Here is a 23,669-nt window from a genome sequence, read left to right as displayed (position 1 = left end):
GCGGCCTCCTCCACCTTCTTGTTGATCGTGTCCTTGTCGAGCTTGGCCAGCGTGAGCGGGAACGCGATGTTCTGCCGCACCGACATGTGCGGATACAGCGCGTAGCTCTGGAACACCATCGCGATGTCGCGGTCCTTGGGGGCGCGTTCGTTGACCCGCTCCCCGCCGATCCGCAGCTCGCCGGAGGTGATGTCTTCCAGCCCGGCGATCATGTTGAGAGTGGTCGACTTTCCGCAGCCCGACGGGCCGACCAGGATGATGAACTCGCCGTCGGCGATGTCGATGTTCACCTCGTGCACGGCGGTGGAGCCGTCGGGGTACTTCTTGGAGACTTTGTCCAGAACGATGTCGGCCATGGAGCTATCCCTTCACCGCGCCGGAGGTCAGACCGGCGACGATACGACGTTGGAAGAAGAGCACAAAGATGATGATCGGGATGGTGATGACGACGGCCGCGGCCGCGATCGATCCCGTCGGTTCCTCGAACTGCGACGAACCGGTGAAGTTGGCGATCGCCACCGGCGCGGTGATTGCGCGGTTGGTGGAGGTCAGCGACAGGGCCAGGAGCAGATCGTTCCAGGCGAAGATGAACACCAGGATGGCCGCGGTGACCACGCCCGGCGCGGCCAGCGGCGCGATGACCTTGGTGAACGCCTGAAACGGGGTGGCGCCGTCCATCTTCGCCGCCTTCTCCAGCTCCCACGGAATCTCCCGGAAGAACGAGGACAGCGTGTAGATCGCCAGCGGCAACGCGAACGTGATGTACGGCAGGATCAGGCCCGGCCAGGTGTCGAACAGGCCGATGGCACGTTCGATGTTGAACATCGGCGTCACCAGCGACACCTGCGGGAACATCGCGATCAGCAGCGCCGCCCCGATCAGCAGCTTCTTGCCGGGGAAATCGAGCCGGGCCACCGCGTAGGCGGCCATCGTGCCCAGCAGCACCGCGATGAACGTGGTGATCAGGCCGATGCCGATCGAGTTGCGCAGCGCGGCGGTGAAGTCACCCGCCTCGAAGATGCCCGTGTAGTTCTCGAACGTCCATTCCTTGGGGATGAAACTACCGTCCTTGACGGTGCCCGGCGTCTTGAACGACAGGCTGACGATCCACATCAGCGGGACGACGGCGTACAGCACCACCAGGACGTTGGCGATGGTCCACCAGGCTTTTTTGGATCCGGTCTGGTTCATTCCGCTACCGCCCCTCATTGTCGGAGCCGGGCGCGGCCGTGCCGAAGCCCTTGACGAAGACGAATGCGATGATCGCGACGCAGAGGAAGATCAGAATGCTGATCGCCGATCCCACACCGAGATTGAATGCCTTGAACAGGTTGTCGTAGCCCAGCATCGACACCGAATAGGTGTTGTTGGAGCCCTTGGTGAGCACGTAGATGTTGTCGAACACGCGGAACGCGTCGAGCGTGCGGAACAGCAGTGCGGTGAGGATCGCCGGTTTCATCAGCGGAATGATGATGCGCGTGAGTCTCGTCCAGGCACCGGCACCGTCGACCTGGGCCGCTTTGAGCAGATCGTCGGGAACCAGCGCCAGACCGGCCAGCAGCAGCAATGCCATGAACGGAGTGGTCTTCCACACCTCGGCGAGGATGATGATGAACAGCGACGGCCACTGCGAGGTGAGTGGCGCGCTGCCGTCGGGCAACAGGTTGGCCAGATAGCCGGTGCCCGGCGTCCACGCGTAGTACCAGGAGAAGGCCGCCGCCACGGTGACGATGCCGTATGGGATCAGCACCACGGTGCGGATCACGCCCTTGCCGAAGATCGTCCGGTGCATCACCAGCGCCACCGCCATGCCCAGCACCAGTTCGATCGCCACGGAGACCACGGTGATGAACATCGTCACGCCGAACGCCGTCCACCAGTAGCCGTCCGAGAGCACGGTGACGTAATTGCTCAACCCGACGAAGCTGCGTTCGCCCGGCGCCGACAGGCTCTCCTTGTTCAGCGACAACCAGAACGCGTAGATGATCGGATAACCGGTGACCAGCGCCATCAGCGCGGCGGCCGGGGCGACCAGCCAGAACGCGAGCCTGCGTTCGGCGGACTTGCCGTCGCTGATCCTGCCCCCGCCCGTGGTGCCGCCTCTCGTGGCCGGGGACTCCGGCCGCGTCACGGTTGCCACCGCTGCGGCCGCACGCACCGGTGAACCGGCCGCCGGGCCGGCCGGTCCCGCCGCGGCCGGCCGGTCGGAAGTCCGGTGCACGGCGCCCGGCATCTGTTCCGGCGGCACCCACTTACCGGCCGAACCCGGCGCGGGACTCTTGGCCACCTCCGGGTGCGACCAGCCACGCCGCGGCTCACCACCACCGAGAGCGTGCCGGCCCCCGCCGTTGCCGTCGTTCGTCATGGGATCAGCCCCTTCCCGTCGATGGCCTTCTGCACCTGATCCGCCAGCTCATCGACCATCGACTCCGGGTCCCAGGCACCCACCGGCGACAGCGTCGCAGTGACCAGAGTGGAAATCGATTGGTAGACAGGCGATGGCGGGCGCGTCGCGGCTCGGTCGGCGGCCAGTTGCTGACCGATGATGTCACCCATCGGGTAGGCCGCCCGGAAATCCGGGTCGCCGTAGAGCGCCTTGAGGACCGGCGGATTGCCGCCGTCGATCGCGTAGATCTTCTGCGCCGCCGGCGTGGTGAGACATTCTGCGGCCTCGAAGGCCAGCGCCTTCTGCTTGGACGTACTCGCGACACCGATGTTCAGGCCGCCGATGGTGCTCCTGGCCGGCACCCCCGGGATGACGCCCGGATAGGGCGCGAAGTCGAACCTGGTGCGCACGAAGTTGTTCACCTCGCCGAGCTGATTGTTCTGCGGATTGCTGTTGAGCAGATCGGCGTACCGGGTCATCTCCTTGAAGAACGGCACGTCACCGGCCGCCGCATTGGACCGCATCGAGGCGAAGACGAACGGCCAGTTGATCTGGAAGGCGGCTTTGCCGCTTTCCATTCCGAGCCTGCCGGCCGTCTCGTCGGCGTTGGTGATCGACGGATCGTGACCGGGCGCGGTGGCCACCGCCTTGAGGATCTGCAAGGCCTTGAGGGTGGCGGCGCGGTGCTCGGCCGTGTCATTGAGCGTCTGTGTGGACGCGTCGTCGGGATCGACGACAGAACCACCGGCACTGGTGAGCACCGAGTTGAACCAGACCATCAGGCCCTCGTACTGGGCCCCCTGCTCCATGATCCAGCTCGGTCCCCCGGCCTTGCGGATCTTCTCCGCGGCATCAAGCATCTCGTCCCAGGTGGCGGGAGGCCTCGTGGTGCCGAGATACTGTTTCATCAGATCGGGCCGGAACCAGAGCAGCTGGGTATTGCTCCACGTCGGGATCGCATACAGCCGCTTCTCGGAATCGTCGGTGGTCTGCCAGAGCGCGCTGGCGAGCGGGCCGCCGAGCGTGGTCTCCTTGATCTTGGCCGCGAGCGGGTCGGGCACCGGTTCGATCCAGCCCGCATCAGCGAACTCAGCGGTCCAGACGACGTCCAGACCCATCAGGTCGACCCCGCTGTCGTTGCCGGCCAGCCGGCGCGCGAGCTGCAGTCGCTGGTCGTCGGCGGCCTTGGGCAGGACATGCACCTTGATCGTGTATTTACCGGCCGAATCCTTGGTGCACGCGGCACTGGTCGTGCGGGTGATCGCCGCACCGTCGGCGTTGGTATAGATGTTGATGGTGCCGGGGGTGTGTCCCGATCCGCACGCGGCCACAGGCAGACCCACGGCCACCGCCACGGCGATGCCGAGTGCCCTGCGTAGGACCCATTTTCGTGGCGCCCTGTCGTTTGGAACCCCGGTGCGTGGAACCCCGTCGTGTGGGACCCCGGTGTGCCTGATCGTCACATGCCCTCCTCACGCCATTGTTCGGTTTCTCAACCTAACAGAGCATGATGTGAGCTACCGCACCATTGGTTCGAGCGTGCCAGCGAGCAGAGCCGAATGGCCAGGGAACATGCCCGGATTGGTGTCGATCGATGCGGGATCGTCAGATTGTCAGCCGCGCCAGCATGTCTCGTGCCTTCTCGGCGCTGCGCGGATCGCACAGCACGTCGTAGCGGCCCGCCACCAGCTGCATGGTCGAGGCGAAATCGCGTTGCCCGCGCGTGGCCGCATAAGGGATCGTCGTGGAGATAACACCGAAGACGATGCCGCCGACGAGGCCGAAAACAATAGGCACCAAAGGGTTGTCGACGACGAGCGACACCAGCAGACCGAAGAACAGGCCCAGCCACGCCCCCGACACGATGCCACCGCCGATGACCTTGCCCCACGTCAGCCGGCCGATCACCTTCTCCACCTGCATCAGGTCGACCCCGACAATGGTCACATCCTGGACCGCGAACTCCTGATCCGACAGGTAGTCGACGGCGCGCTGAGCCTCTGCGTACGTACCGTAGGAACCGATCGGCCACCCCTTCGGCGGCGTGGGCAGCGCAGCACCGGGCCTGGGCGGTTGAATCGGGTTGGACATGTCGTCTCCACTCCTGTTGTCAGCGACCTCTACCCTTAGCCCATGGCATCGTTGGGCAAGGTCTACATCGCCAGATTAGTCGGGCTCACGGTACTCGGCCCCGACGGCGAGTCGATCGGAAGAATCCGTGATGTCGTCGTCGCTCTGCGCCTGTCCGGCCAACGTCCGCGCGCCCTCGGGTTGGCCGTCGAATTGCCCACCCGGCGAAGGATTTTCGTGCCCATGCTGCGCATCACGTCCATCGAGCCACAGGCCGTGACCCTGGGCACCGGCCAGGTGAACTTGCGGCAGATGCAGTTGCGTCCCGGCGAGGCACTGGCGATGGGGCAGATCGTCGATTCCCGCGTGCGGATCCACGATCCCGACCTCAAGGGCCTGGAGGATCAGGACCTGACAGTGATCGACCTCGGTATCGAACGCACCCGCACCCGCGATTGGGTGATTTCCCGCGTCGCGGTGCGAACCAGCCGAAAAGGCTTGCGTCGCGGTGATATTCACGTCGTCGAATGGGGTCACGTGGTGGGCCTGACCCAACACGCGCTGCAACTTCCCGGACAGAGCCTGGCACAGGAGCTGTCCCAGTTCGAGGGCATGCGCCCCGCCGACGTCGCCAACGCCCTGCGCGATCTCCCGCCCCGCCGCCGCGACCGGATCGCCGCCGCACTCGACGACGGGCGCCTGGCCGACGTCCTGCAGGAGCTGCCGCCCGACGACCAGACCGCCATCCTCGACCACGTCGGCATCGACCGCGCCGTCGACGTCCTGGAGGCGATGGACCCCGACGACGCCGCCGACCTGCTCGGCGAGCTGCCCACAACCGAGGCCGAGGCCTTCCTGGCCCGCATGGATCCGGAGGAATCCGAACCGGTGCGCCGGCTGTTGACGCACTCCCCCGACACCGCGGGCGGCCTGATGACCAGCGAACCGGTGATCGTGACCGCCTCGACGACCGTGGCCGAGGCGCTGGCCCGGATCCGCAACCCCGAGATCAACCCGGCCGCTGCCAGCCTGGTGTTCGTGGTGCGCCCACCGACGGCTACACCGACGGGAAAATACCTGGGATGCGTGCACTTCCAGGCGCTGCTGCGCGAGCCGCCGGCCTCACTGGTGGGCGGCATCCTCGACGCCGACCTGATCTCACTGGGCCCGGAGGACTCGCTGGACACGGTCACCCGCTACTTCGCCACCTACAACCTGGTGTGCGGACCCGTCGTCGACGCCGAGAACCACCTGCTGGGAGCGGTCAGCGTCGACGACCTCCTCGACGAGTTGCTGCCACGCGACTGGCGCGAAACCGATCCGCACCCCGGCGCCGGTCCGCACGCCACGGTTCCGGCCGTCGAGCGGTCGCCGCGATGAGCACCGAACGTGTCGGCCGCAAGCTCGACACCCCGCAGGAACGCTGGCGGCCCACCTTCAATCTCGACTCCGACATCGTCGGCGTCTACAGCGAACGCGTTGCCAGATTCCTCGGTACCGGGCGCTACCTCGCGATCCAGACGGTCGTCGTCATCGTGTGGATCGCGCTGAACCTGGTCGCCGTGGCGATCCGGTGGGATCCATACCCGTTCATCCTGCTCAATCTCGCGTTCTCGACGCAGGCCGCATACGCGGCGCCGCTCATCCTGCTGGCTCAGAACCGTCAGGAAAACCGCGACCGGGTCGCGCTGGAAGAGGACCGGGCACGGGCCGAGCAGACCAAGTCCGATACCGAGTTCCTGGCCCGGGAGCTGGCCGCGGTGCGCCTCGCCGTCGGCGACACCGTCACCCGGGACTACCTGCGCAAGGAACTCGACGACCTCATCGACGAACTCACCGAGCGGCTACGGGAGCGGACCGAGGAGACCGACCCGCTCGACGAGCCGAAGACCGACGATCACGATCCGACCGTCGACTGAACCCGAACGGTCACGATTTCCGAACAGGCACGATTTCGTGCTCTCCGGTGCACAATTCATCCGTTCGGTGGACAGGTGGGCCGCAATTTACCAGGTCGGACGCGGGTGCACGTAACAACACACCACCCGACGGCGATGCACAGGGGTAAGAGAACTATCTTATCTCGTATTCAAAATGAGACATGATCTGTATGGTGGTTCACGACTATCGGTCGGGACACACCCGTCCGGACAATGACAACCCGCTCACCGCGGGCCGGGGGCTGCAACAATACCCGCGCCGCCGCGTGCGGGAACGACGACTGTGTGGTGTACGGAGCTAGGCGTGGAAGAGACCAGGCACTATCGGGGTAGTTGCCGATGAGTTCGGTGTTCAGGAAATCGGGCGGATCCTCGCGTGCGCGCGTCCCCCGGCGGACGCTGGCGGTGGGAACCGGATCGATCCTGGTCGGTGCGATGGTGCTCGGCGCCGCGTCGTCGAGTGCGCACAGTTCCGCGATCGACACCGTCGCCAACCAGGAACCGGTGGTCACCGCCCCCGCCTACGAGGTCTCACCTTCGATGGCCACGGCCATGACCGGGTTCGTCCCGCCGGCGCCGAACAACGCCACCAACGGCGCCGGTGTGGCCCCGCAGTTCCGCACCACCGTCGACCTGCCGTCGGGGCCGCTGGGCATCCCGGGTGTGGTCCTCAAGGCGTACAAGCTCGCCGCGACCCGCGTCGGATCCGAGTCCCCGCAATGCAAACTGCCGTGGTTCCTGCTCGCCGGGATCGGCCGCATCGAGTCCGACCATGCCGGCAATGGTTCCGTCGACGCCTACGGCACCACCATCAACCCCATCGCCGGCCCCGTCCTCAACGGAACGCTCGCCGGCAACGAGGTCATCACGGACACCGACGGCGGCCGGATCGACGGCGACGCCACCCACGACCGCGCCATGGGCCCGATGCAGTTCATCCCCAGCACCTGGGCGTCCTGGGGGGCCGACGCCAACGGCGACGGCAAGGCCGACCCCAACAACGTCTTCGACGCCACCTACTCGGCCGGCCGCTACCTGTGCGCGGGCGTCACCGACATCATGACCGAGCGCAACAAGGTCGCCGCCGTCCTGCGGTACAACCATTCGATGGAATACGTGGCCAACGTGCTGAGCTGGGCCACTGCCTACTCGACCGGTGTCATGCCGACCAACCCGATCCCCGAACCCAAGCGCCCGACACCGTCGAGCAGCAGGAAACCGGGACGTTCGGCCGACCGATCGGTATCGGAGAGCCGCAAACCGGGCGACCCGTCGGCCCCGTCGGACACGCCCAGCGCCTCCTCCACCACCCCCACCAAGCCGACCCAGCAGTGCGTGGCGCGTGGGGTGTGCCTGCCGCCGGGCGTGACCATTCCCGGTCTCCCGCTGCCCGACCAGCCGAAGCCCACCACACCGGCCAAGACCAGCGCGCCGGGCGCCCCGTCCGTCACGACGACGACGATCAAACCGGCGCCCAACCTCCGGATTCCGGGTCTTCTGCTGCCTACCCGCAAGCCCGCCACCAACACCCCCAGGCAGGGCGCGGCGCGTCAGCACGCGGCGGCCGGCGGCGCACCTCGCTGACCGTTCCGACCGGCCCGGGGAGCGATACCCCCGGGGGACATGCCCTAGGCTGGTGAGCGATGAGTACCGGAGTCGTTCCCACCGAGTCGTCCGTCCGTTCGGCCCTCAGCAAGGTCAAAGATCCCGAACTGGGCAAACCCATCACCGAGATCGGCATGGTCAAATCGGTCGCCGTCGCGGACGACGCCAGCGTCGACGTCGGCGTGTACCTGACCACCTCGAGTTGTCCGATGCGCACCGAGATCGTCAGCCGGGTCGAGAAGGCCGTCGCCGACGTACCCGGCGTCGGTCAGGTGCGGGTCGAGCTCGACGTGATGAACGACGAACAGCGCACCGCCCTGCGTAAGAAGCTCCGCGGCGACAAGGACGAGCCGGTCATCCCGTTCGCCCAGCCCGGATCGCTGACGCGGGTGTACGCGGTCGCCTCCGGCAAGGGCGGCGTCGGCAAATCGTCGATCACGGTGAACCTGGCCACCGCCCTCGCCGAGCGCGGCCTCTCCGTCGGCGTGCTCGACGCCGACATCTACGGCCATTCGGTGCCCCGCATGCTCGGCAGCGACGCCAAACCCACCCAGGTGGAACGGATGATCGTGCCGCCGGTCAGCCACGACGTGAAGTTCATCTCCATCGGCCAGTTCACCGACGGCAACACCCCCGTCACCTGGCGCGGCCCGATGCTGCACCGGGCGCTGCAGCAGTTCCTCGCCGACGTGTACTGGGGCGATCTCGACGTGCTACTGCTCGATCTACCGCCGGGCACCGGTGACGTCGCCATCTCCATCGCCCAGCTCATCCCGGGCGCCGAGATCCTCGTCATCACCACCCCGCAGCAGGCGGCGGCGGAGGTGGCCGAACGGGCCGGCGCGATCGCCCTGCAGACACGGCAGAAGATCCTCGGGGTGGTCGAGAACATGTCGTGGATGGAGTTGCCCGACGGCAGCCGGATGGAGCCGTTCGGCTCCGGCGGCGGTCAGAAGGTCGCCGACCGGCTGACCCGCGCCGTCGGCGCACCCGTCAAACTACTCGGTCAGATCCCGCTCGAACCGCTGCTGCGCGAAGGCGGTGACGCGGGTACGCCAGTGGTACTCGCGCACCCGGAATCGGCTTCGGGTTCGGCGCTGCGGGCTGTCGCCGATCAACTGGCCGTGCGGCGCCGCGGACTGGCCGGGATGAGCCTGGGCATCGACACCACCAGGCGTGCCGAACCCGGCAATCTGCTGTAACCGCCCAAGGTGGCCCTAGGTGGCGTCCCAGCGGCTCGCGTCGTGCGGGCCGCCGCCGGGAGCCTTCGGCGTCTTACCCAGATCGGGTTTGGAGCCCAGGTCGGGTGCGGACGACGGCCGCTTGGTCATCGACGGATTCGCAGACCCGGGCGCTTCCCCCAGGTCGAACCCCTTCTTGACGTCGTCGAATCCATTCCGGACGTCATCGAAAATGGAGCTGTCACCGTTGAGCAGGTGCTTGGTGACGATCGACTGCGGTGTCATCCCCCGCAATTCATTGAGCTGTGCGAGTGGTTTGCGCAGATCCTCGAAGTCGGGGCCGAGCTCGTCCTTGAGTTGGCTCGTCGCACCCGTCGCGTAGTCGCGGACCTGACGCACCGCGCGCAGCGTCCACGACACCGCACCGGGCAGCCGCTCCGGGCCGAGCACGATGAGCGCCGCGGCGAGAATGATCAGGAGTTCGCCCCACCCGATGTTGCTGAACATGTTCGTGCACCCCCTGACGTGCTGTGGAGACCGGATATGAAGTCCGACACCTTCGGATGCCTCTAGTCGCTGCCCGGCGTGATGGTGGACTTGAAGGTCCGGCCGTCCCGCCAATAGGTGAACGGAACCTTCTCGCCGATCTTGGACGTGCGCACCGCAACCGTCAGTTCGTCGGCACTCTCGATGGTCCGGTTGTTGAACGAGATGATGACGTCATTCTCCCGCACGCCGGCCCGATCCGCAGCACCGCCGGCGACGACATTGCGCACCTGCGCTCCCAGCACCCGCTCGTTGCGCACCGAGCTGGCGTTGATGCCGATCTGCGGATGATTGACCTTGCCGTCGGCGATGAGGGCCTTGGCGATGGGCAGCGCCTGATTGATGGGGATCGCGAAACCGAGCCCGATCGAGCCACCGCCCGGCACCAGACCGGCCGTGTTCACGCCCACCACCTCGGCCTTGCCGTTCACCAGCGGGCCGCCCGAGTTGCCGGGATTGATCGCCGCATCGGTCTGTATCGCGTCGATCACCGCGTCGGTGTCCGATTCGGCGTCGGGTTTGAGCGGTACCGGACGGTTCATCGCGCTGACGATGCCGCTGGTCACCGTGCGGTCCAGGCCCAGCGGCGAACCGAACGCCACCACATCCTCGCCGATCTGCAGCTTGTCGCTGTTACCCAGCTTGGACACCGTCAGATTCTCGACCTTGTCGACCTTCACCACCGCGAGATCGGTCCGCACATCACGGCCGACGATCCGGCCCGGAACCCGTGTGCGATCGGAGAACACCACCTCGAGCTTGGCCGAGCGATCATTGGCGGCCATCGACACGACATGGTTGTTGGTGAGGATGTACCCCTTGGCGTCGATGACGAAACCGGAGCCGTTGGCGTACGCGCTGGCCGTGCGGATGTCGATGGACACCGCCGACTTCTCCACCGCCCGCGCGACGGCTGCCACCTGGCTGCGCGGCTGATCACCGCCCCCGCCCGACTGATGGAGTTTGACGCTGTTGGAATGCAGCGGTGCCGCGACCTCGGCCGTCCACCGGCCGAGCAGACCACCGACCAGCCCGATCAGCAACGCGATCATCGCCAGCGTGCCCAGCGCCCACCAGCTGATCCGGTTACCGAACAGGACCTCACGCACGCCGAGCTTCGGGCCCGCGAGGGTCGGCTCGGGCGCTACTGGAACGCTCAGGGCCGGACGATCGAGTGTGGGGGTGCTGTCGGGATCGCGCCACGGATCCGCCCGCGCCGGAGGTTCGTCGGGCACACCGTAGGAAGCCAGCGGATCGCGCTGCAGGCTGTCGGGCTCACCTGCGGGACGACTGAACGCCTCGGCGAGGACGGGATCGGGCGGGCGTATCGCGGGTGCGGGCCGCGAATCGGACTGGCCGCTGTCGGCGAAGGAACCCCGGACACCCGCCGGCCTGCCGAATACCTCGGCGGTCTCCCGCGACACCGATACATGCCGGCCCACGAAGAGGTCGGCTTTGTCGTCGATCTGTTCCACCTGTCAGCGACCCCACCGGCGCGGGGCGCGGCCGTTGGTGTTGTCCGTCACAGCACTCCGGACACTTTGCGCATCGTGGGCGCCCTGCGCGTCGTGCACCGGAAATCCGGAGGCATCGAGGTGGTTTCCGTCGACGACACGCCGCATGTCGAACTCACGCGTCGGGATCTGAGCCAGTTGCCCCAGCAACGAGGCCGGGATCTCGACGGAACCGGACGTACGCAGGCGTTTGCTGGCCGCGATCTGGGCGTCGACGGCCGCAGTGCATTCGGCGCACACGGCCAAGTGCCGACCGGCGCGCAGGTGGGGTGTCATCGCGAGCTCGCCGTCGGCGAACGCCGCAACCGCCTCCGGATTGAGATGTTCGGTGGGAGCGAAGTCCCGGCCACCGGGGGTTCCCGGCGCACGATAGCCCGGATTGGGGGTCAACCAGGGCGCACCGGGTGACCAGGTCGCGGGGTTCCAGGAGGAACGGCGCCGCCGGCGCATACCGGTCGCATCGAGCTGCGACTGTGGGCCCGTGAGCCCCCCGGGAATCTGAGGACTCTCGGGGCCCTGACGACTCCTGCCGGTGTCCATGGTTTGCCCTTCCGTCTCGACTATTCGGCCGTGGCGATGACGCCGCGCAGAACCTTCCCATCGGGTCGGATGCGCGCACTGCCGCCAGCCTATCCGAAGCACTCAACGATGCTCGCGAGCCGGAGGTTCCCGGCCGGGGCTACGGCGTGGGCCTGGATCGACGCTAGCGGGCCGACCCCATCGCAACCGAGCGGCCGTCGAGGTGACCGTTGCCGGCCAGATGGTCGCGGATCGCCTGCCGGCCGCGGTGGATGCGGCTGCGCACCGTGCCCAGCTTGACCCCGAGAGTGGTGGCGATCTCCTCGTACGAGAGCCCCTCGATATCGCACAGCACGACGGCGGCGCGGAACTCGGGCGCCAGCGAATCCAGCGCGCTCTGCAGGTCGGCGTCGAGATTGGCGTCGGCGTAGAGCTGCTGGGGATCGGGGGTGTCGGCAGGCACCCGGTCGTAGTCCTCGGGCAGCGCCTCCATCCGGATCTTGCCGCGGCGGCGCACCATGTCGAGGAACAGGTTGGTGGTGATGCGGTGCAGCCAGCCCTCGAAGGTGCCCGGCTTGTAGTTCGACAGCGAGCGGAAGACGCGGATGAAGGTCTCCTGGGTCAGGTCCTCGGCATCGTGCTGATTTCCCGACAGACGATAGGCGAGCCGGTAGACACGATCGGCGTGCTCACGTACCAGTTCGTCCCACGACGGCATCAGACCCGCGCTGCCCGTGGCGTCGAAGCCCGCGGTGCCGGACGGAATCCGGTCGGCGGTCTCGTCGTAGGACGCTGATACTGGCGATGCAGACATTGCTGGTGCACGTTCCCTTCGTTCACGCTGGTGGTGCGGCCGGGGGTATCGGATCAACCGGTCCGGTGCCCGGTCTATTCCCGCCCCGGCCCGTTTCCCCGGATTCCCGAATCCCCCGAGTCGCCGTTCGCGCTCATCCGCGATGGGTCAACCCTCTCCTATCGGCGTGTGGTCGCCGTATGAGATGGCTGTGTGTTCCCTGAGGAAGCCGGGAACAGTTCACGGAGCGGCCGCCACCTGGGACTTTCAGCCGAAATCAGCGTGCCCTGCGACAGCGGTGACCGCCACCCGATTACGCTGGCATCGTGAGTGAATCACCTTCGCCCGTTTTGTCCGCGCAGGCGGCCGCCTCCGTGCTCTCCTACGCGGAGTCCGCGATCATCGAGGACGACGCCGTGGCGGCGGCCCGCGGCCGTGCAGAAGAACTCGGCGCGACCGCGGTGAGCCCGGCCACCGGTGCGCTGCTGGCATTCCTCGCACGATCGGTCAACGCGACGAACGTGGTCGAGATCGGCACCGGTGCGGGCGTCAGTGGGCTGTGGCTGCTCGCCGGGATGCGCGCCGACGGTGTGCTGACCACCATCGATCCCGAACCGCTCCACCATCGTGCCGCGCGTGCGTCGTTCGCGGGTGCGGCGGTGTCCTCCGGACGCACCCGGCTGATCAACGGCGCTCCCCGCGACGTGCTGCCCCGCCTGTCCGACCGCTCGTACGACCTGGTGTTCGTCGACGGCCCGCAATTGGAACTGCCCGACTTCGTCGTCGAGGCCATCCGCCTGCTGCGGCCGGGAGGCGTGCTCGTCGTCCACGACGCGACGGCCGAAGGTGCCATCGGCGATCCCGAACGCAACGATCCGATGACCGACGCCGCCCGCAGCGCCGCGATCATCGTCGCCGAGGACGACCGGCTGCTGCCGGTGGTCATCCCCCTCGGTAAAGGAGTGCTGGCCGCAGCCAAGGCACCCGACCGCGCCAGATAAGTACCGGGTCGGACAAGTACCGGGTCAGACAACGCCCCGGTCAGATAAACGCCCCGGTCAGATATCGGACGAGAACCGGACGCCGTTGTCGGGGATGGTCACGCCCGGCCACACCCGAGCGCCACGCAGCAACTCGCACCGGGCACCGACGTCGGCACCGTCGCCGATCACCGTGTCGCGGATCAGCGCCCGCGGGCCCAGACGGGCACCGAAGCCGATGATGCTGCGTTCGACGACCGCGCCGGCCTCGATCACCGCGCCGTCGAACACCACCGCACCGTCGAGCCTGGCGCCGGGTCCGACCTCCGCTCCGCGGCCCACGACGGTGCCGCCGATGAGCACGGCGCCCGGCCCCACTCCCGCACCATCGTGGACGAGGGATTCGCCGCGCCGGTCACCGAGCGCGGGCGAGGGTGCGATACCGCGCACCAGGTCGGCCGAGCCGCGCACGAAGTCCTCGGGCGTCCCCATGTCACGCCAGTACGAATAGTCGACGTGACCCTGGATGTGTCTGCCCGCGCTGAGCAGTCCGGGAAAGACCTCCCGCTCCACAGACACCGGCCGCCCTGCCGGAATCGCCTCGATGACCGATCGCCGGAAGACGTACGCACCCGCGTTGATCTGATCGGTCGGCGGGTCCTGTGTCTTCTCCAGAAAGTCGGTGACCCGGCCCGTGTCGTCGGTGGGCACACAGCCGAACGCACGCGGATCGGACACCCGGACCAGGTGCATCGTGACGTCGGCGCCGCTGGTCCGATGGGTGTCGAGGACCTGCCGCACATCGGTGCCGCCGAGGACGTCGCCGTTGAACACCAGGATGGTGTCGGCGGTGAGTTCACCGAGCACGTTGCGGATGGCTCCGCCGGTGCCCAGCGGCGCCTCCTCGGTCACATACCGCAGCCGTAGGCCGAGTTCGGATCCGTCGCCGTAGTACTCGGAGAAGACGTGCGCCTGGAACGAGGTGCCGAGCACCACGTCGTCGATACCGGCGGCCTTGATCCGGGACAGCAGGTGTGTCAGGAACGGCAGGCCCGCGGTCGGAAGCATCGGCTTGGGCGCCGACAGCGTGAGCGGCCGCAGACGCGTTCCTTTACCGCCGACGAGGATCACGGCCTGCACATCGGGCCGTGCATCGTCAGGTGCCTCGTGCTTTCCGGCGGCCTCGGCGGCGTTCTGGGTCGCGGAGTCGGTCATCGTTCATCCCCTGTCAGATGGCTCTCCTGGTCGAGAGCTCTACGGGCCGCTCGAACGGCCACTTTGGAACGCAACGCCAACCCGGCACGCAGCACCAGCCGCAGCGGCGCCCGCAGGACGCCCGGGTTGCGGTCCGCCTGGAAACGGTAGGCGCTGCGGTGATGCGCCGGCAGCATCAGCTCCGGATTCTTGCCCGCGCTGTGCCCCTTGGTGTGGACGATGACCGCGGACGGGACGTACACGTTGAGCCAGCCCGCCTTGCCGAGCCGATCACCGAGGTCGACGTCCTCCATATACATGAAGTAGCGCGAGTCGAATCCGTCGACCGAATCGAAGGCCGCCCGGCGCAGCAGCAGACACGAACCCGACAACCAGCCCACGGGCCGTTCGCTCGGCGCGACATCGTCGGCGCGGTAGGCGGCGGTCCACGGATTGGACTTCCAGATGTCGGCGAACAGTGCGTGACCGGTGCCCGAGAACAGATCGGGAACGCGACGTGCCGACGGATACACCGATCCGTCGGGTTCGAGGATCAACGGACCGAGCGACCCGGCCCGCGGCCAGCGCCGCGCCACGGCCACCAACTCGTCGATCGATCCCGGCGACCATTCGACGTCGGGGTTGGCCACCACCACGTACTCGATATCGGGTCCGAGTTCGGCCACACCCCGGTTGACGGCACCGCCGTAGCCGATGTTGCCACCGGTACGCACCAGTCGCACCGACGGGAAGTCTCGTTCCGCCCTGTCAGGGGCACCGTCGACGGAGCCATTGTCGGTGATGATGACCTGCGGATCGGCAGTGGTGGCCTCGGCGAGGCTGCGCAGGAACGTCGTCAGATAGTCACCCGAGTTGTAGGTCACCGTCACGACGGCCAGCTGTGAAGTCACCGGGACAGGGTAACCAATCCCCGGGCGACCGGTCCTAAGTGTGATCCACCGGACTGTCCTGGCCGGCGACCGCGCTGCCCAGTGCCGTACGCCAGTCGCGCAGCGGGGTGAGCCCGGCGGCCGCCCACGATCGTCCGGACAGGACCGAATAGGCGGGCCGGGGCGCGGGTCTCGGGAAGTCGGCGGTGGTACAGGGCTGCACGCGGGCAGGATCGGCGCCGATTTCGGTGAAGACCTGAGCGGCCAACTCGTACCAGGTGGCGCGGCCGGCGTTGGTGGCGTGCAGCACCTGCCCGGCGACGGCGTCGGTCCGGCCACGGCCGGCGAGTTCGAGCAGTCCCGCGGCCAGGTCGTGGGCGTACGTGGGCGAGCCGGTCTGGTCGTCGACGACGCTGATGGTGTCGCGCTGGGCTTCGAGCCTGCGCATCGTGCCCACGAAGTCCTTGGATTCGGGGCCGCCGGTGTAAAGCCACGCGGTCCGCACGATGGTGCTGGACGGATCGTTGCGCAGGACGACGTTCTCACCACGCAGTTTGGTGCGGCCGTAGACCGTGGCCGGCTTTTCCCGCGGATCGATGTCGCCCGGCTCGTATCCCTCGATGTCCGCGACGCGCGGCGGTGTGCCCGAGAACACATAGTCGGTGGAGATATGGATGAGCCATGCCCCCTTCTCCTTGGTGACGCGGACGAGGTGGGCCGGTCCGTCGACGTTCACCGCATGGGCTCCGCTGTGGTCCTCCTCCGCGCCGTCGACGTCGGTGTAGGCGATGCAGTTGAGAACGACGTCGTCGGCGGTGAGATCGGTCAGCGCCGATCGCACCGATTCGGAGTCGGCGATGTCGAGGTCGGTGGAGGTCAGCGGCGTCACGTCAAGTATCGAATCGCCGCGGGCGGCGACCTGCCGCACAGCGGTTCCGAGTTGCCCGGCCGCACCGGTCACGAAGAGTCGTCCAGTCATGGTGACCATGGTGCCCCCTGCCGGTCCCACGCTTCACACGACTCGCCCGGCGTTGCGCGACTGCATTCTCACTTCACACCAGTAGCCTGGCGTTGCACCTTTAACACCAGCACCACCAATCTCACCGGAAAGGCAACGGCCAACTCGTGGACTCTCGATCAGACAACGGGCACGGGCGCCGGGAGCGCAGCGAGCGGGCCCAGGTGTCGGAGCGCCGGGAGCGCAGCGAGCGGGCCCAGGTGTCGGAGCGCCGGGAGCGCAGCGAGCGGGCCCAGGTGTCGGAGCGCCGGGAGCGCAGCGAGCGGGCCCGCGTCTCGGAACGCCGGGAGCGCACTGAAGGGTACGACCGCCGGGAACGGGCAGAGGGGTATGACCGCCGGGAGCGGGCAGAGGTGCCCCGGCGCCGGGAGCGCGCCGGGGAGACGAGACGGGCCCAGCCACCGGTCCGCGGCGGCACCGGTGGCCGGGTGCGACGGCCGGGTGTCGAACCCCGTGCCCGCAGGGTGGACGAGCGCAGAACCGACGAGCGCAGGGTCGACGAACGAAGGGTCGACGAACGAAGGGTCGACGAACGCGGCAGGATCGATCCCCGGCGCCGCGACACCGAACCACCGGCTCGCGGCGGGGACCGGATCCCCGTGCGCTCCAACGAGGCACGCCGTGAGGCACCGCGGCGCCGACCCGCCGGGGACGACGGTTCACGCGACCGAGGACGTCGCGGCGATCGGCGCCCCGCACCGACCAGGCTCCCCGGGGATCCCCGTGACGGCAACGACCTGGACGTTCGTCGCGCTTCCGGCGAGATTCACACGTCGCCGCGCCGCCGCGCACCCGAGCGCGACGAAGCGCCGCGACACCGAATTCGGCGGCCGGCCAACGATTCCGGGGTTCCGCGGGGCACAGACGCCGGTACGCCGTCGATAGCCGCGTCGTCTCCCCCACCGGCCGGTGTCGTGGGTGTGGTGCGCACCGCGCTGCGGGATCGTCACAACGTGGCGCGCATGATGGTGGCGTTGCTGAGCGTGACCGTCCTGGTGTGCACGGGTTACGCCTGGCACAGCATCTCCGACCTGCGCGAGAGCGTGACCCGACTGTCGGGCCTGGGTCTCGGCGGTGGTGGCGACGGTGCCACGGACGTCCTGCTGGTGGGCACCGACTCACGGACCGATGCCAAGGGAAATCCCCTGGACGCCAAGGAATTGCGCTGGCTGCGCTCGGGTAACGACGTTGCCACCAACACCGACACGATCCTGTTGATCCGCATCCCGAACAACGGCTCATCGGCGACGGCGATCTCCATTCCACGCGACTCCTACGTCGAGGTGCCGGGTATCGGAATGAGCAAGATCAACGCCGCGTACGGCGCGACCCGCGAGCATGTGCGCGCGGCGGCCGTGAAAGCGGGCAAGCCCGAGAAGGAAGCCGAGACCGAAGGCACCAAGGCAGGCCGAAAGGCGTTGATCGACACCGTCTCCAACCTCACCGGTGTACGTGTCGATCACTACGCCGAGGTCGGCCTGCTCGGGTTCGTCCTGCTCACCAATGCGGTCGGCGGTGTCGATGTCTGCCTGAAACATTCTGTGTCCGAACCTCTTTCGGGCGCCCGATTCCGTGCGGGAGCGCAGACGCTGACCGGACCGAAGGCACTCAGCTTTGTCCGGCAGCGCCACGATCTGCCACGCGGGGATCTCGACCGGATCACCCGGCAGCAGGTGTTCATGGCCTCGCTCGCGCAGAAGGTGTTGTCCGCCAAGACATTGACGAGCCCGTCCAAGGTGTCGGAACTGCAGCGCGCCGCGGCCCGGTCGATCGTGATCGACGACGGCTGGGACATCGTGAGTTTCGTCCAGCAGCTCAAGGATCTGAGCGGTGGAAACATCACCTTCTCCACCATTCCGGTGATCACCGAGCACGGCTGGAGCGAGGACGGCCAGCAGAGCGTCGTGCAGGTCGACCCGGCACAGGTCAAGGAGGCCACCGGGGATCTGCTCAAGGGCAAGAAGAAGGAGAAGAAGACCGAACGCGGCGAGTACACCGTCGACATCACCAATGCCGGCACCGTCGACGGCCTGGCATCGAACGTGTCAAATGTGTTGACCGGCAAGGGATACCAGCGGGGCAGCACAGCAACGCAGGGAACCGAGGACCTGGATTCGGTGATCCTGGCGCATTCGCAGGACGATGCGGGGGCGCGCCAACTGGCCAAGGATCTCGGCGGACTCACCATCCGTGAGGACACTTCGGTTCCGAAGAAGCAACTGCGGGTGATCCTCACCAATTCGTACGCCGGACCGGGCTCGGCGGCCGACCCGGTCAACGAGATCGCCCAGCCTCAGCGCAACGGCCAGGACGTCAATTCGGCTCCGGGCGGCAACAAGTCGCCGATCACCGCCGAGACCGACGGCCCCGTGTGCGTCAACTGATCCCGAAAGGCACCGCATGTCCACCGTCTCCTCCGCTGCCGCCTTCCCCACGGTCACCGCGGCCGTGTTCGGCCCGATCAGCGACTGGACACGCCCGATGCTGACGTTCTACGACGACGCGACGGGAGAACGCACCGAATTGTCGGCGGCGACGCTGGGCAACTGGGCCGCCAAGACCGCCAACTTCGTCGTCGACGAGTTGGGGGCGGTGCCCGGCGATGTGGTCGCCGTCGACCTGCCGCAGCACTGGCAGACGGCGGCCATCTTGCTCGGCTGCTGGTGGGCCGGTGCGCATGTCCGGTTCGGTGCGGGCGAGGCCGACGACGCGGTCGCGGTGTTCACCTCCGTCGGCAGGCTCGATGACCACGACGACGCCGACGAGGTCGTCGTCACCTCGCTCGACCCGTTCGCCCTGCCCGTACGTGATCTGGCGCCCGGCGTCACCGACTTCTCCACCGCGGTCCGGGTTCACGGCGACAACTACGCCGCACGGGTGCGGGCCGCCGAAGCCCTGAACGACGTCTCCACCGCCGATGTGTTGGCCACGGCCGCGGCTCAGGCCGATACCGACGGAGTCACTCCGGGCGCACGGGTGCTCTCGACCCGCGGCTGGGCCGACGCTGATGCGCTCACCCGCAACCTGTTGTCCGTGCTGGCCCGGGGCGCGTCGCTGGTATCGGTGGCCAACGCCGACCCCGACGCCACCGATCGCCGCGCGCAGACGGAGAAGGCGACCCTGGTCCTGCGCTGATCTGGTCCTGCGCTGATCCGGTCCTGCGCTGGGGCGGGTTATTCGCCGAGCAGTTTGTCGCGCAGCGCCGCGTCCTTGTCCAACACCATCGACTCCAGCGCTCGCTGGAACGCCGCCATCCGTTCGAGCAGCGCCGGATCCGAGGCGGCGAGAATGCGCACCGCCAGCAGGCCCGCATTCCGGGCGCCGCCGATGGACACCGTGGCGACGGGAACCCCGGCGGGCATCTGCACGATCGACAGCAGCGAATCCATGCCGTCGAGGTACTTCAGCGGAACCGGTACGCCGATCACCGGCAGAGGCGTGGCCGAGGCGACCATTCCCGGCAGATGCGCGGCACCACCGGCGCCCGCGATGATCACCGAGATCCCCCGGCCGGCCGCACCTGCGGCGTAGTCGAGCATCCGCTGCGGGGTGCGGTGCGCCGACACCACACCCACCTCGAACGGCACCTCGAACTCGGCGAGGGCCCCGGCCGCCGCCTGCATCGTCGGCCAGTCCGAATCGCTGCCCATGATCAGCCCTACGCGGGGTGCTCCGGCGCTGCTGTCGGTCATGAATGCGGGTCCCATCCGTCGGTCCACTCGGCGCGGGACATCCAGTGCGCGGCCCGTTCGGCCCGCTCCCGGACGTCCTCGACACCCTGATCTACTGCGCCCACGATATTGACATGCCCGATCTTGCGGTCGGGCCGCTCCCCCTTGCCGTATAGGTGGACCTTCGCCTCAGGCATCCGGGCGCACAGGTGGTGCAGCCGCTCGTCCATCGACATCTCGGGGGCCTGCTCGGCGCCGAGAATATTGGCCATCACCGTAACCGGGGCACGAGGCGAGGTGTCGCCCAGCGGGTAGTCCAGGACCGCCCGCAAATGCTGCTCGAACTGGGAGGTGACCGCGCCGTCCATCGTCCAGTGGCCACTGTTGTGCGGACGCATCGCAAGCTCGTTGACCACCAGATGGCCGTCCACTGTTTCGAACAGTTCCATCGCCATCACCCCGACGACGCCCAGTTCGGACGCCAGCCGCAACGACATCTCCTGCGCCTGCTGTGCCAATGCCTCATCGAGGCCGGGTGCCGGGGCCAGCACCACCGCGCACTGACCGTTGCGCTGCACGGTCTCCACCACCGGCCACGCGGCGCCCTGACCGAACGGTGAGCGGGCGACGAGCGCGGACAGTTCGCGGCGCATCGGCACCTTCTGCTCGACGATCAGTTCGGCGCCGTTGCCGAAGTTCTCATCGAAGACCGCCAGGGCCTCGTCGCGGGTTTCCGTCAGCCAGACGCCGCGCCCGTCGTAACCGCCGCGGACCGCCTTGAGCACGACCGCCCAGTCGTGGTCTTGGCCGAACTCCGTCAGGCGCTCCCGCGCGGCGTTGCGATCGGCCCCTCCCAGGTCGGCGAAGTCGGGCACCGGCAGCCCCAGTTCGGCCAGCCGCAGCCGCATCGCCAGTTTGTCCTGCGCGTAGTGCAGCGCCTTCGACGGCGGACGGACCTGTACCCCCTCGGCCTCGAGCGCATGCAGATGCGTCAGCGGCACCCCTTCGTGGTCGAAGGTGAACGCCGTCGCCCCCCGCGCGGCGCGGCGCAGGTCGTCGATGTTCTCATGCGACCCGAGCACCACGTCGGCGCTGACCATCGCCGCGGGGTCACCCGGAGAAGCCGCCAGCACCCGCAGACACTGGCCCAGGGCTATCGCGGCCTGGTGGGTCATGCGGGCGAGCTGACCCCCGCCGATCATGGTCACCGTCGGCATCTGACCTGCTTGCCGGATATGCGCGGCTGGCTCGGAACTCACGGTTGACATGGTGGCATGTCGCGTCCGCGAACCGCACATCGTGGCCGGGACGGATGCCGGCCTCCGATCGTTTCGTACACTCGGATCTTGTGCCCTTTATCGATGACCTGGTCGACCGGTTGCCCGGACCCATACACGGGCTCGCAAAGCGCTACCACGAGCTGATCAAGTTCGCACTCGTCGGAGGCACGACGTTCGTCGTCGACATGGTCATCTACTTCGCCCTGACCCTGACGATCCTGGAGCACAAACCGGTGATCGCCAAGATCATCTCGGGGGTTCTCGCGACCATTCTGAGCTACGTCCTGAACCGCGAATGGGCATTCAAGAACCGTGGCGGACGCGAACGCCACCACGAGGCGTTGCTGTTCTTCGTGATCAGCGGCATGGGCGTCGCTTTGCAGGCCGCGCCGCTGTGGTTCGCCAACAATGTGTTCAGCCTCCGCGAGAACGTGGCGACGCTGCAACTGGCCGTCGTCGACTTCGTGCTGGGGTTCATCATCGGCAACCTGCTGCAGATGGGCTTCCGATTCTGGGCGCTGCGCAAGTTCGCCTTCCCCGAAGCCGACTTCGCGATCCTCGACGAGGACGAACCGGAGCCGGACGCCGGCGCCAGGCAACCCGACGACCCGCAGCCAGACGACGAGCTCAACGGCGGCGAACTCAGCGGTGGCGAACTCAGCGGTGACGAGCTCAGCGATGGGGAACTCGGCCGCGCGTGAGGTCCGCCCCGTCGCCGGCCTGACGATCGTCGCTGGGCCAGGCCGGGATGACGATCGAGAACACCGGCGGACGACGTGACCCCAATTCGAGACGGCCACCGTCGGCCTCGACCAGCGCCCGGGCCAGCGACAGCCCGACACCGGTGCCCCTGCCCGCGGAAAAACCCCGACGGAAGATCATCACTGCCAGGTCGTCGGCGACGCCCGGTCCGTCGTCGCGAACCGTGATGCGGACCAGACCGCTCGACAACTCACCGATGTCGATACGGCACTGACCCGCCCCGTGCGTGAGCGCGTTGTCGACGAGCACGCTGAGCGCCTCGCGGAGCCGGCCCGGCCGGGTACTGGCCGCAACGGACTCGGAACCACCGCGGGCCACGAGCGAACGCCCCCGCGACGCGAACGCCGGGGCGAAGTCACCGACCAGCGTCTGAACGGTCTGACCGACGTCGACGCGCTGGGACGGGGCGGCGTCCTCACGCGATTGGGCGACGAACTCGTCGAGCTCCCGGGCGAGTCGGTCGATCTGCTCCAGACCCGCCTCGGCCTCGACGACCACCGCGGAATCCTCGTGCAACGTCAGCTCGTCGAGCCGCAACTGGATGGCGGTCAGCCGGCTGCGCAGCTGATGGGACACATCGCCCACCGTTTCGCGTTCACGTTCGAGCCGCAGCGCGATCTCGGCGTTGGCGTCGCCGAGCGCCGACGACACGCGGTCGAGTTCGCTGATGCCATATCTGCGCCAGTGTGCGCCGAACTCGCCCCGGCCCATCGCCGCGGCCCGATCGGCGAGATCGGTGAGCGGGTCGGCCAAGCGCCCGGCCGTCACCGCGGCCACAACCGTTCCGGCCGCCACGGAAGCGGCCATCACCATCGCCACGATGCCCACGGCGAACAACTGATCGCTGCGCACGTCCGCGGCGGGAATCTCCAGCAGAAGCGTCCCCGCGGCACCGAGCGCGATCGAGTCGGACACGGTGTGCCCGTCGATTTCCGCACCGATCACCCTGGTCTCCACCTTGTCCGGCTGGCCGGGCGAGGCGACCGAACTCCTGACCGGGTAGTGGATGGTGAGCCTGCCGCCGTCCGGGAGCAACACACCGAAGGCGTCGACGTCGAGCGTGCCCGGCCTGATCGATCCCGCCTCACCCTCCTGCCGGATGAGCTGATCGGCGATCGCCTTGATCCTGCCGTCGAGATCCTGACGGGCGTTGTCGGCGACCCACCACCAGGCGATTACGGCCAGCGGAATACCGAGCAGCAGACCGACCGCCACGACCATGGCGATCATCGAATAGAGGATGCGTCGGCGCACGGCGGTGCGGCCCCAATCAGTGTTTCGCGGAAGTCAGGTGGTTCGCGGGAGTCGGTTGTTCGCGGG

Annotated in this window: 23 protein-coding genes; 8 read left to right on the top strand and 15 right to left on the bottom strand. The window is 67.8% G+C overall.

Annotation, left to right across the window (positions count from 1 at the left end; genetic code table 11):
- The 5 genes from KDB67_RS16635 to KDB67_RS16615 all read right to left on the bottom strand — a co-directional run.
- The coding region (locus KDB67_RS16635; RefSeq protein WP_291017902.1) for an ATP-binding cassette domain-containing protein at nucleotides 1-356 on the bottom strand (356 nt) is incomplete at its 3' end.
- Between the two features lie 4 nt (nucleotides 357-360).
- Complete coding sequence (locus KDB67_RS16630) at nucleotides 361-1,191, bottom strand: carbohydrate ABC transporter permease (protein WP_291017899.1); 831 nt, start codon at nucleotides 1,189-1,191, stop codon at nucleotides 361-363.
- A 4-nt stretch (nucleotides 1,192-1,195) separates the two neighbouring features.
- Nucleotides 1,196-2,365: a sugar ABC transporter permease gene (locus KDB67_RS16625; RefSeq protein ID WP_291017896.1), complete on the bottom strand. Its 1,170-nt coding sequence runs from the start codon at nucleotides 2,363-2,365 to the stop codon at nucleotides 1,196-1,198.
- Nucleotides 2,362-3,747: an extracellular solute-binding protein gene (locus tag KDB67_RS16620; RefSeq protein ID WP_291017911.1), complete on the bottom strand. Its 1,386-nt coding sequence runs from the start codon at nucleotides 3,745-3,747 to the stop codon at nucleotides 2,362-2,364. Before KDB67_RS16620 ends, KDB67_RS16625 begins: the two co-directional genes overlap by 4 nt.
- 244 nt (nucleotides 3,748-3,991) lie before the next feature.
- A complete protein-coding gene (locus KDB67_RS16615; protein WP_291017893.1) occupies nucleotides 3,992-4,477 on the bottom strand; it encodes a general stress protein in 486 nt (161 codons plus the stop codon).
- Nucleotides 4,478-4,519: 42 nt separating this feature from the next.
- Between KDB67_RS16615 and KDB67_RS16610 the strand changes: the two genes are divergently transcribed.
- From KDB67_RS16610 to KDB67_RS16595, 4 genes are all read left to right on the top strand, one after another.
- On the top strand, nucleotides 4,520-5,836 hold the full coding sequence (locus tag KDB67_RS16610) for a CBS domain-containing protein (protein WP_291017890.1): 1,317 nt from the start codon (nucleotides 4,520-4,522) through the stop codon (nucleotides 5,834-5,836).
- On the top strand, nucleotides 5,833-6,375 hold the full coding sequence (locus KDB67_RS16605) for a DUF1003 domain-containing protein (RefSeq protein WP_291017887.1): 543 nt from the start codon (nucleotides 5,833-5,835) through the stop codon (nucleotides 6,373-6,375). Before KDB67_RS16610 ends, KDB67_RS16605 begins: the two co-directional genes overlap by 4 nt.
- Before the next feature lie 360 nt (nucleotides 6,376-6,735).
- Entirely contained in the window at nucleotides 6,736-7,980 is a 1,245-nt protein-coding gene (locus KDB67_RS16600) for a lytic murein transglycosylase (protein WP_291017884.1), read from the top strand.
- A 59-nt stretch (nucleotides 7,981-8,039) separates the two neighbouring features.
- Entirely contained in the window at nucleotides 8,040-9,203 is a 1,164-nt protein-coding gene (locus KDB67_RS16595; RefSeq protein ID WP_291017882.1) for a P-loop NTPase, read from the top strand.
- 15 nt (nucleotides 9,204-9,218) lie between these two features.
- On the opposite strand, the gene tatB is transcribed toward KDB67_RS16595, so the two are convergent.
- The 4 genes from tatB to sigE form a co-directional block, all read right to left on the bottom strand.
- Nucleotides 9,219-9,689 (bottom strand): Sec-independent protein translocase protein TatB, encoded by a 471-nt coding sequence (tatB, locus tag KDB67_RS16590; protein WP_291017880.1) that lies wholly within the window; start codon nucleotides 9,687-9,689, stop codon nucleotides 9,219-9,221.
- A 62-nt stretch (nucleotides 9,690-9,751) separates the two neighbouring features.
- Nucleotides 9,752-11,203 carry a trypsin-like peptidase domain-containing protein gene (locus KDB67_RS16585; RefSeq protein WP_291017878.1) on the bottom strand — a complete coding sequence of 484 codons (1,452 nt, stop codon included), beginning with the start codon at nucleotides 11,201-11,203 and terminating at the stop codon, nucleotides 9,752-9,754.
- 3 nt (nucleotides 11,204-11,206) lie between these two features.
- On the bottom strand, nucleotides 11,207-11,692 hold the full coding sequence (locus tag KDB67_RS16580) for a hypothetical protein (protein ID WP_291017908.1): 486 nt from the start codon (nucleotides 11,690-11,692) through the stop codon (nucleotides 11,207-11,209).
- 253 nt (nucleotides 11,693-11,945) lie between these two features.
- Entirely contained in the window at nucleotides 11,946-12,575 is a 630-nt protein-coding gene (gene sigE, locus KDB67_RS16575; RefSeq protein WP_291017876.1) for an RNA polymerase sigma factor SigE, read from the bottom strand.
- A 305-nt stretch (nucleotides 12,576-12,880) separates the two neighbouring features.
- On the opposite strand from sigE, the gene KDB67_RS16570 reads away from it, so the two are divergent.
- The gene (locus tag KDB67_RS16570) at nucleotides 12,881-13,555 is read left to right on the top strand and encodes an O-methyltransferase (RefSeq protein WP_291017874.1); all 675 of its coding nucleotides are present in this window, start codon (nucleotides 12,881-12,883) and stop codon (nucleotides 13,553-13,555) included.
- A gap of 57 nt (nucleotides 13,556-13,612) precedes the next feature.
- Here the strand turns inward: KDB67_RS16570 and KDB67_RS16565 are convergent, their stop codons facing one another.
- The 3 genes from KDB67_RS16565 to rfbD are packed head-to-tail and all read right to left on the bottom strand — an operon-like array spanning nucleotide 13,613 to nucleotide 16,606.
- The gene (locus tag KDB67_RS16565; RefSeq protein ID WP_291017871.1) at nucleotides 13,613-14,749 is read right to left on the bottom strand and encodes an NDP-sugar synthase; all 1,137 of its coding nucleotides are present in this window, start codon (nucleotides 14,747-14,749) and stop codon (nucleotides 13,613-13,615) included.
- The gene (locus KDB67_RS16560; protein WP_291017868.1) at nucleotides 14,746-15,639 is read right to left on the bottom strand and encodes a glycosyltransferase family 2 protein; all 894 of its coding nucleotides are present in this window, start codon (nucleotides 15,637-15,639) and stop codon (nucleotides 14,746-14,748) included. Before KDB67_RS16560 ends, KDB67_RS16565 begins: the two co-directional genes overlap by 4 nt.
- Nucleotides 15,640-15,673: 34 nt before the next feature.
- Complete coding sequence (gene rfbD, locus KDB67_RS16555) at nucleotides 15,674-16,606, bottom strand: dTDP-4-dehydrorhamnose reductase (RefSeq protein WP_291017865.1); 933 nt, start codon at nucleotides 16,604-16,606, stop codon at nucleotides 15,674-15,676.
- 137 nt (nucleotides 16,607-16,743) lie between these two features.
- Between rfbD and KDB67_RS16550 the strand changes: the two genes are divergently transcribed.
- Together KDB67_RS16550 and KDB67_RS16545 are read left to right on the top strand one after the other, a co-directional pair.
- Entirely contained in the window at nucleotides 16,744-19,020 is a 2,277-nt protein-coding gene (locus KDB67_RS16550; protein ID WP_291017863.1) for an LCP family protein, read from the top strand.
- 16 nt (nucleotides 19,021-19,036) lie between these two features.
- Nucleotides 19,037-19,771, top strand: a complete 735-nt coding sequence (locus tag KDB67_RS16545; protein WP_291017861.1) for a TIGR03089 family protein — start codon at nucleotides 19,037-19,039, stop codon at nucleotides 19,769-19,771.
- A 38-nt stretch (nucleotides 19,772-19,809) separates the two neighbouring features.
- Here KDB67_RS16545 and purE read toward each other — a convergent pair whose 3' ends face one another.
- Together purE and KDB67_RS16535 are read right to left on the bottom strand one after the other, a co-directional pair.
- Nucleotides 19,810-20,328, bottom strand: a complete 519-nt coding sequence (purE, locus tag KDB67_RS16540) for a 5-(carboxyamino)imidazole ribonucleotide mutase (RefSeq protein WP_291017858.1) — start codon at nucleotides 20,326-20,328, stop codon at nucleotides 19,810-19,812.
- On the bottom strand, nucleotides 20,325-21,524 hold the full coding sequence (locus KDB67_RS16535; RefSeq protein WP_291017905.1) for a 5-(carboxyamino)imidazole ribonucleotide synthase: 1,200 nt from the start codon (nucleotides 21,522-21,524) through the stop codon (nucleotides 20,325-20,327). The genes purE and KDB67_RS16535 overlap by 4 nt, the downstream gene beginning before the upstream one ends.
- A gap of 131 nt (nucleotides 21,525-21,655) precedes the next feature.
- On the opposite strand from KDB67_RS16535, the gene KDB67_RS16530 reads away from it, so the two are divergent.
- Nucleotides 21,656-22,288, top strand: a complete 633-nt coding sequence (locus KDB67_RS16530) for a GtrA family protein (protein ID WP_291017856.1) — start codon at nucleotides 21,656-21,658, stop codon at nucleotides 22,286-22,288.
- Here KDB67_RS16530 and KDB67_RS16525 read toward each other — a convergent pair.
- Entirely contained in the window at nucleotides 22,260-23,603 is a 1,344-nt protein-coding gene (locus KDB67_RS16525; protein ID WP_291017854.1) for a HAMP domain-containing sensor histidine kinase, read from the bottom strand. The genes KDB67_RS16530 and KDB67_RS16525 overlap by 29 nt on opposite strands.
- Nucleotides 23,604-23,669: the final 66 nt, after the last annotated feature.

The sequence above is a fragment of the Gordonia sp. (in: high G+C Gram-positive bacteria) genome, assembly GCF_020438995.1.
Classification (GTDB): Bacteria; Actinomycetota; Actinomycetes; order Mycobacteriales; family Mycobacteriaceae; genus Gordonia.
Note: the sequence above shows the minus strand (reverse complement) of the source record. Positions and strands in the feature narration are given on the sequence as shown.

Coding starts and splice junctions, on each gene's coding strand:
- KDB67_RS16630 (WP_291017899.1), bottom strand. CDS start 1,191: ATGAACCAGACCGGATCCAAAAAAGCCTGGTGGACCATCGCCAACGTC.
- KDB67_RS16625 (WP_291017896.1), bottom strand. CDS start 2,365: ATGACGAACGACGGCAACGGCGGGGGCCGGCACGCTCTCGGTGGTGGT.
- KDB67_RS16615 (WP_291017893.1), bottom strand. CDS start 4,477: ATGTCCAACCCGATTCAACCGCCCAGGCCCGGTGCTGCGCTGCCCACG.
- KDB67_RS16610 (WP_291017890.1), top strand. CDS start 4,520: ATGGCATCGTTGGGCAAGGTCTACATCGCCAGATTAGTCGGGCTCACG.
- KDB67_RS16605 (WP_291017887.1), top strand. CDS start 5,833: ATGAGCACCGAACGTGTCGGCCGCAAGCTCGACACCCCGCAGGAACGC.
- KDB67_RS16600 (WP_291017884.1), top strand. CDS start 6,736: ATGAGTTCGGTGTTCAGGAAATCGGGCGGATCCTCGCGTGCGCGCGTC.
- KDB67_RS16595 (WP_291017882.1), top strand. CDS start 8,040: ATGAGTACCGGAGTCGTTCCCACCGAGTCGTCCGTCCGTTCGGCCCTC.
- tatB (WP_291017880.1), bottom strand. CDS start 9,689: ATGTTCAGCAACATCGGGTGGGGCGAACTCCTGATCATTCTCGCCGCG.
- KDB67_RS16580 (WP_291017908.1), bottom strand. CDS start 11,692: ATGCGCCGGCGGCGCCGTTCCTCCTGGAACCCCGCGACCTGGTCACCC.
- sigE (WP_291017876.1), bottom strand. CDS start 12,575: ATGTCTGCATCGCCAGTATCAGCGTCCTACGACGAGACCGCCGACCGG.
- KDB67_RS16565 (WP_291017871.1), bottom strand. CDS start 14,749: ATGACCGACTCCGCGACCCAGAACGCCGCCGAGGCCGCCGGAAAGCAC.
- rfbD (WP_291017865.1), bottom strand. CDS start 16,606: ATGGTCACCATGACTGGACGACTCTTCGTGACCGGTGCGGCCGGGCAA.
- KDB67_RS16545 (WP_291017861.1), top strand. CDS start 19,037: ATGTCCACCGTCTCCTCCGCTGCCGCCTTCCCCACGGTCACCGCGGCC.
- purE (WP_291017858.1), bottom strand. CDS start 20,328: ATGACCGACAGCAGCGCCGGAGCACCCCGCGTAGGGCTGATCATGGGC.
- KDB67_RS16535 (WP_291017905.1), bottom strand. CDS start 21,524: ATGCCGACGGTGACCATGATCGGCGGGGGTCAGCTCGCCCGCATGACC.